At 35.1% G+C, this 5,831-nt stretch carries 4 protein-coding genes and 1 pseudogene; 4 read left to right on the top strand and 1 reads right to left on the bottom strand.

Annotated elements, in window-relative coordinates; all coding sequences use genetic code 11:
- A pseudogene (locus tag ACOQFO_RS08950) lies at window positions 1-163 on the bottom strand (IS66 family transposase); the annotation flags it as partial.
- Window positions 164-559: 396 nt separating this feature from the next.
- Between ACOQFO_RS08950 and ACOQFO_RS08955 the strand changes: the two are divergent.
- The 4 genes from ACOQFO_RS08955 to menH all read left to right on the top strand — a co-directional run bounded on the left by ACOQFO_RS08955 (window position 560) and on the right by menH (window position 5,698).
- Window positions 560-1,492: a dipeptidase gene (locus ACOQFO_RS08955; RefSeq protein WP_421689341.1), complete on the top strand. Its 933-nt coding sequence runs from the start codon at window positions 560-562 to the stop codon at window positions 1,490-1,492.
- Window positions 1,493-1,792: 300 nt separating this feature from the next.
- Window positions 1,793-3,178, top strand: a complete 1,386-nt coding sequence (locus tag ACOQFO_RS08960) for an isochorismate synthase (protein ID WP_421689342.1) — start codon at window positions 1,793-1,795, stop codon at window positions 3,176-3,178.
- Window positions 3,171-4,886: a 2-succinyl-5-enolpyruvyl-6-hydroxy-3-cyclohexene-1-carboxylic-acid synthase gene (gene menD, locus ACOQFO_RS08965; protein ID WP_421689343.1), complete on the top strand. Its 1,716-nt coding sequence runs from the start codon at window positions 3,171-3,173 to the stop codon at window positions 4,884-4,886. Before ACOQFO_RS08960 ends, menD begins: the two co-directional genes overlap by 8 nt.
- The gene (gene menH, locus ACOQFO_RS08970; RefSeq protein WP_421689344.1) at window positions 4,886-5,698 is read left to right on the top strand and encodes a 2-succinyl-6-hydroxy-2,4-cyclohexadiene-1-carboxylate synthase; all 813 of its coding nucleotides are present in this window, start codon (window positions 4,886-4,888) and stop codon (window positions 5,696-5,698) included. The genes menD and menH overlap by 1 nt, the downstream gene beginning before the upstream one ends.
- The last annotated feature ends 133 nt before the right edge of the window (window positions 5,699-5,831 follow it).

The following is a 5,831-nucleotide window of genomic DNA, read 5'->3' on the forward strand; positions in this document are numbered from 1 at the left end:
TTGAAAGATTTTTATCGTTCGTGATTAAGCCTGAACGTTCCCATTCTTTCACTTGGCGATACAGTGGTAAATATTGAATGAACTTATCATATATTAATTTTGCCAACACCGTTGGACCTGCAATACTTCGTGGAATAACCGGCATCGGCGCTTTTCCACGTTTAGTTGTTCTCGACGTGGGTTCTTAAGGACAAGAAACTTAAATTTATATAAAAGGCGTCTACGAGACGTCTTTTCAAGGACAAGAAACTTAAAATTCTAAGAAAGTTGTCCTAGCGACCGCTTCTTAAAGACAAAAAGCTCAAGAAATACAAAAAAGCTATCCTCGAGATCACTTCTCAAGAACATTAAGCTGGAGAACACCACAAAATGTCCTCGATCCAGTAACCTCAAGCCCTCAAGCACAACATCCTCAAGCTTTCCCACAAATCACCTCATAGCCACTCCAATATACAATACCCTCAATTAAATACCCAGTATGATATTTTATAATAATAATGGAATGTAAGAAGGATTGATTTATAATTTAAATAATAAGAAACCGATTGGTGGTAAGTTTATGAAAATAATTGATTTACATTGTGATGTTTTGAATAAATTAAGTCGATTTGAAGATATGAGTTTTTTAAATGATCCTCGTTTAGATTCAAACTTTGAACGCTTAAAAGCTGGTAATGTAAAAGTGCAAGTGTTTGCTATCTATGTTCATCCAAAAGTTCCTATCGAACAAAGATTTCAAATGGCATTAAAACAAGTGGAGGCATTTAAAAAGTATGTCCTTACAACTCCAGGTATAGTTCATATTACAGAATGGGAGCAAATTAAAGAGCTACAGGAAGATGAATTTGGTGCTGTTTTAAGTCTTGAAGGCTGTGATTGTATTGGAACAGATATAGAAAAATTAAAAGTTCTTTTAGATGCAGGAGTTAAACTTGTTGGATTGACGTGGAATTATGAAAATGATGTTGCGTACGGTAATTTAGAAGATCCAAACAAAGGACTAAAACCATTCGCTAAGACAGTCATAAATTATTTAAATGAACGAGATATCATTCTGGATGTTGCTCATTTAAACGATGCAGGATTTTACGAATTAATATCACTTGCGAAGCATGTTATTGCTAGTCATAGTAATTCAAGAACGATATGCGCTAATCCTAGAAATTTAACTGATGAACAGGTGAAGTTATTAATTGAAAAGGGTGGGAAAGTTCATGTAGTATTCTATCCACCATTTATAGAAAATGAAAAGGAACAAGCAACAATTCCGCAAATTATCGATCATATAAAACATCTTGTAAAACTAGTAGGAGTAGAGAGTGTTGGATTTGGTTCAGATTTTGACGGAATTGATTTTAAGGTGGATGGATTAACTAATGCATCTGAATATCAAAACTTAATAAATACTCTTTTACAACATTTTTCCGAAGAAGAAGTAAGAATGATGAGCTATAATGGTTTTGAGAAATACGTTTTATCTCTTAAAGCTTGAGTTATCTCAAGCTTTTTTATGTGTAAAAATTTCAACCTTATATATAAATATCCTACTATTGAAGAGATACAAATTGTATAACCATAAATAATGATATGATAGAATAGATATTGTGAAAAAAGTACGAGAAGTTTTTGTAATTTAACATAAACTATCATTTAACTGTACAGCTTGTTTTAAATTTTTATGTGCTTACAGTCATAATGTAGAACAACTATAAATGAAATCAAATTTGCCGTAAATATAGTGTGCGCATATGATTGTATTTCGTTGATTAGTTTTTTATTGGAGGGAATTTTCATGGATCATAAGTGGTTACAAACCACTGACGCTGAAGTGGGCTCTAAAAGTGCGAGATTACACTTTTATATAGAAACAATAGAAGTAACTCGTTTATCAGCATTAGCTTTTTATGCGGCTGGTGAAGATCAATTTAAAGGGAAACGATTCTTTTGGCAAAATCGAGAAAAAACATTTACATTAGTTGGACTCGGTCAAGCATATGTCATTGAGAACAATGAAAATGAAAATCGCTTTGATCATATTGAGAAAGAATGGTTAGCGCTTACAAAAAATATTGTCAAAGAGGATACTGAATCTCAACCAATTCTATTTGGAGGATTTACCTTTGACCCACAAAATAAAGAACGTAGTGAGTGGGATGGATTTCCTCAAAGTTATTTTACAGTAGCTACTTATCAGCTTGTTATACAAAATGAAAAAGCATATGTGAGTATTCATTTAATTACGGATCAAACAGATTCCTCACAACAGTTTGACCAGTTAAGAAAAGAGCGAGATCGTTTAATTCATGCAGCTCAAGTAAAAGAATTAAAAACATATGGTAAACCTGTCATGCTAAGCTATGAAGAACGTAACAAAGATGCTTATTTACAATCAGTTCAATCGGTTGCGAATTTAATTCAAAATAAGCAAGCCGACAAAGTCGTGATTGCTCGTTCATTATCATTGGAATTTGAAGGAACAGTTACTTCTCCTCAAGTTCTTTCACATGTAATTAACGAACAACCTGAAAGTTATTTGTTCGGTATTGAACGAGATGATTTATTATTCTTTGGGGCTTCACCTGAGCGATTAGTAAAAGTAATGAATGGACATGCTTATTCTTCATGTGTAGCAGGTTCTGTTAAACGTGGGAAAACGGCAGAAGAAGATCAAATGCTTGGACAAGAATTGTTGAATGACTCTAAAAACTTAGGTGAACATGATTACGTAGTTAAAATGATTGCAGAAACTTTTGCTAAAAATTGCACTCACTTTAAAGTACCGAAAAAGCCTAGATTGCTTAAAATTCGTGACATTCAACATCTCTATACACCTGTAGAAGGAACGTTATTGCCTAATGCAACCATTTTGCAATTAGTAAAAGATCTTCATCCAACTCCTGCATTAGGTGGTGTACCACGTAAGGAAGCGTTGTCAATTATTAGACGTGAAGAATCGATGAATCGTGGTTTATATGCTGCACCTCTTGGTTGGATAGATGCTGAAGGAAATGGAGAGTTTGCGGTTGCTATTCGTTCAGCGTCATTAGTGGAAAATCAAGCCATATTATATGCTGGTGGGGGAATCGTAGCAGAATCGGAAGCTATGTCCGAATACGAAGAGACGTTAGTGAAGTTTCGTCCAATGTTACGAGCTTTAGGAGGACAATTACATGAGTGAACGTGAAAAATTAACTGATTATGTTTATCAAATTGTTGTAGCTATGATCCAAAATGGAGTGGAGGATGTTGTCATCAGTCCAGGATCCAGATCAACACCTTTAGCTTATGCTCTTGCTTCGGCAAAAGATATTCAAGTTTATCGACAAGTAGATGAACGCTCAGCTGCATTTTTTGCGCTAGGGTTAGCAAAAGCAAAACAAAAACCAGTGGCATTGCTATGTACATCTGGAACTGCAGCAGCTAATTATTACCCAGCAATTATTGAAGCTAAGTATTCAAGAATCCCATTAATCGTCTTAACAGCGGACCGACCTCATGAACTTCGTGAAGTCGGTGCACCACAAGCGATTAACCAAATTCGACTATATGGGGAACATGTAAAATGGTCTGCAGAATTTCCAATCCCCGATGATGCTAAGCAAACGTTACCCTTTGTAGAACGTCATGTTGCAAGAGCTGTAACTATTGCTAGAACAAACCCATTAGGTCCAGTTCATATGAATATTCCGTTCCGTGAACCATTACTTATTAATTTTCAAGAATCCTTACCACCAGTGTCATTCAAAGGAAGTTTCATTGGTGAAATTACACCTTCAGAAGAATCTCGTTATGTGCTGACACAATTGATGAATCAAGCAAAAAAAGGATTTATCATTGTAGGAGAATTACCATTAAATACAGACTTACATTATATGTGGGAATTTGTACGCAAAGTAAAGTGGCCAGTTCTAGTGGAAAGTTTATCAAACATGCGGACGAATATTCCTGTGGATTGTAAACAATATATCTTTACTACATATGACGCTTTATTAAAAGATGAGGCATTCCGTAATAAGGTATCTGCAGATACAGTCATTCGTTTTGGAGCACAACCAGTATCGAAATTTTTAACGATTTTATTAAGTGAAACAATGCCTACGAATTATATTGTTGTAGATGAAGATCCAATGTTCCGTGACTCGACGTCAGTTTCGACACATTTTATTCATGGGGCAGTTGGAAAATGGCTATGTGAATTAAATCTACAAACAGATTTAGACGTAGAGTACTTTAATTTATGGCGTTCAAGCGAAGATTTAGCAATCCGCCATATAACAGAATACGTTCATTCTGAGACTGATGAAGGGGCTATGGTGCGTACTATAATAGAACATTTACCAGATGGTAGTGATTTATTTGTAAGTAGCAGTATGCCAATTCGGGACATTGATACGTTCTTGCTTCCAACAAGTCGCGATATTCAAATTTTTGCGAATCGTGGAGCGAATGGAATCGATGGTGTAATGTCGACAGCAATTGGTTTTAGCCAAGGACGAAAAGATCGCCAATTGTATTTGTTAATTGGGGATTTAGCATTTTTACATGATGTCAATGCATTCATTGCTACTAGATATCAACCATGTAATATTACGGTCATTGTATTAAATAATGACGGTGGTGGTATTTTCTCATATTTATCACAATCGACTGTAAAAGAATATTACGAGGATTTGTTTGGTACTCCAACAGCACTACAATTTGAACAAGTTGCACAAATGTATGACATGGAATACACACAAGTAAATGAACTAAATGAAATGAACAATCTTTTCAATCAAGAGAATGATAACCCGTTACGCCTTATTGAGGTATTTACTGATCGACAAGAAAATGTTGCGGCTCATCGAAGATTGTGGCAAAAGATTCATTCGGAGTTGAATTCGTGATGATGATTTCTGTAAGAGGAGTCAATTATCATGTTCAAGTTTGGAATGAAAATGCAAAAGACTCTTTAGTCCTTTTACACGGGTTTACTGGAAGTGTTGTTACTTGGGAAAAGGTAAGTTCCTTATTACCAACAACGATGAAAATTATTGCGATTGACCTATTAGGGCATGGAAAAACGGATGCCCCATCAAATGAGTTGCTTTATTCAATGGAAGAACAAGTTGAAGATTTAGAAGATTTATTTAAACAGTTAGATTTACATTCTTTTATACTCGTTGGTTATTCTATGGGTGGGAGGGTTGCTCTTTCCTATATTTCCACCTATCCAGAACGGGTTAAATCATTGATTCTTGAAAGTGCATCACCTGGTTTAAAAACAGAGGAAGAAAGAGCTAACCGTAGAAATTCAGATGAGGCACTGGCTAAAAAGATTGAACAAAATGGAATCGTATCTTTTGTTAATGCTTGGGAGAATATTTCTTTATTTGAAACTCAAAAGAAATTATCAAAAGATACACAACTTGCTATTCGAAACGAACGTTTAGCTCAAAGGGAAGTTGGTCTAGCGAATAGTTTGCGCGGAATGGGAACAGGTGCACAAAAATCCCTTTGGCCACTTTTGAACCAGATCACGACTCCTGTATATTTAATCTCAGGGGAGCTAGATGAAAAGTTTTGTTTAATCGCTCAAGAAATGATGGATGAACTACCAAACGCTAAACATATGATAATTGCTGAAGTAGGACATGCAATTCATGTGGAAAATCCGACACAATTTGCTACAATAATAAAGGATGTCTATCATAAATAGAGTCTCGGAATAAATAACAATTTTTCTGGGTGAAATGAACCAAAATTACTGGAAATTGGATTGGAATGGCCTGCACACTCATTATTTTCATTGTATTTTCAAAAATGTCCATGACAAAGAAACCTATTGCCAT

The sequence above is a fragment of the Ureibacillus sp. MALMAid1270 genome, assembly GCF_049202975.1.
GTDB lineage: Bacteria > Bacillota > Bacilli > Bacillales_A > Planococcaceae > Ureibacillus.

What these genes read in the sequence shown, in the direction of transcription:
- ACOQFO_RS08955 (WP_421689341.1), top strand. Translation starts at nt 560, where the DNA reads ATGAAAATAATTGATTTACATTGTGATGTTTTGAATAAATTAAGTCGA.
- ACOQFO_RS08960 (WP_421689342.1), top strand. Translation starts at nt 1,793, where the DNA reads ATGGATCATAAGTGGTTACAAACCACTGACGCTGAAGTGGGCTCTAAA.
- menD (WP_421689343.1), top strand. Translation starts at nt 3,171, where the DNA reads ATGAGTGAACGTGAAAAATTAACTGATTATGTTTATCAAATTGTTGTA.
- menH (WP_421689344.1), top strand. Translation starts at nt 4,886, where the DNA reads ATGATGATTTCTGTAAGAGGAGTCAATTATCATGTTCAAGTTTGGAAT.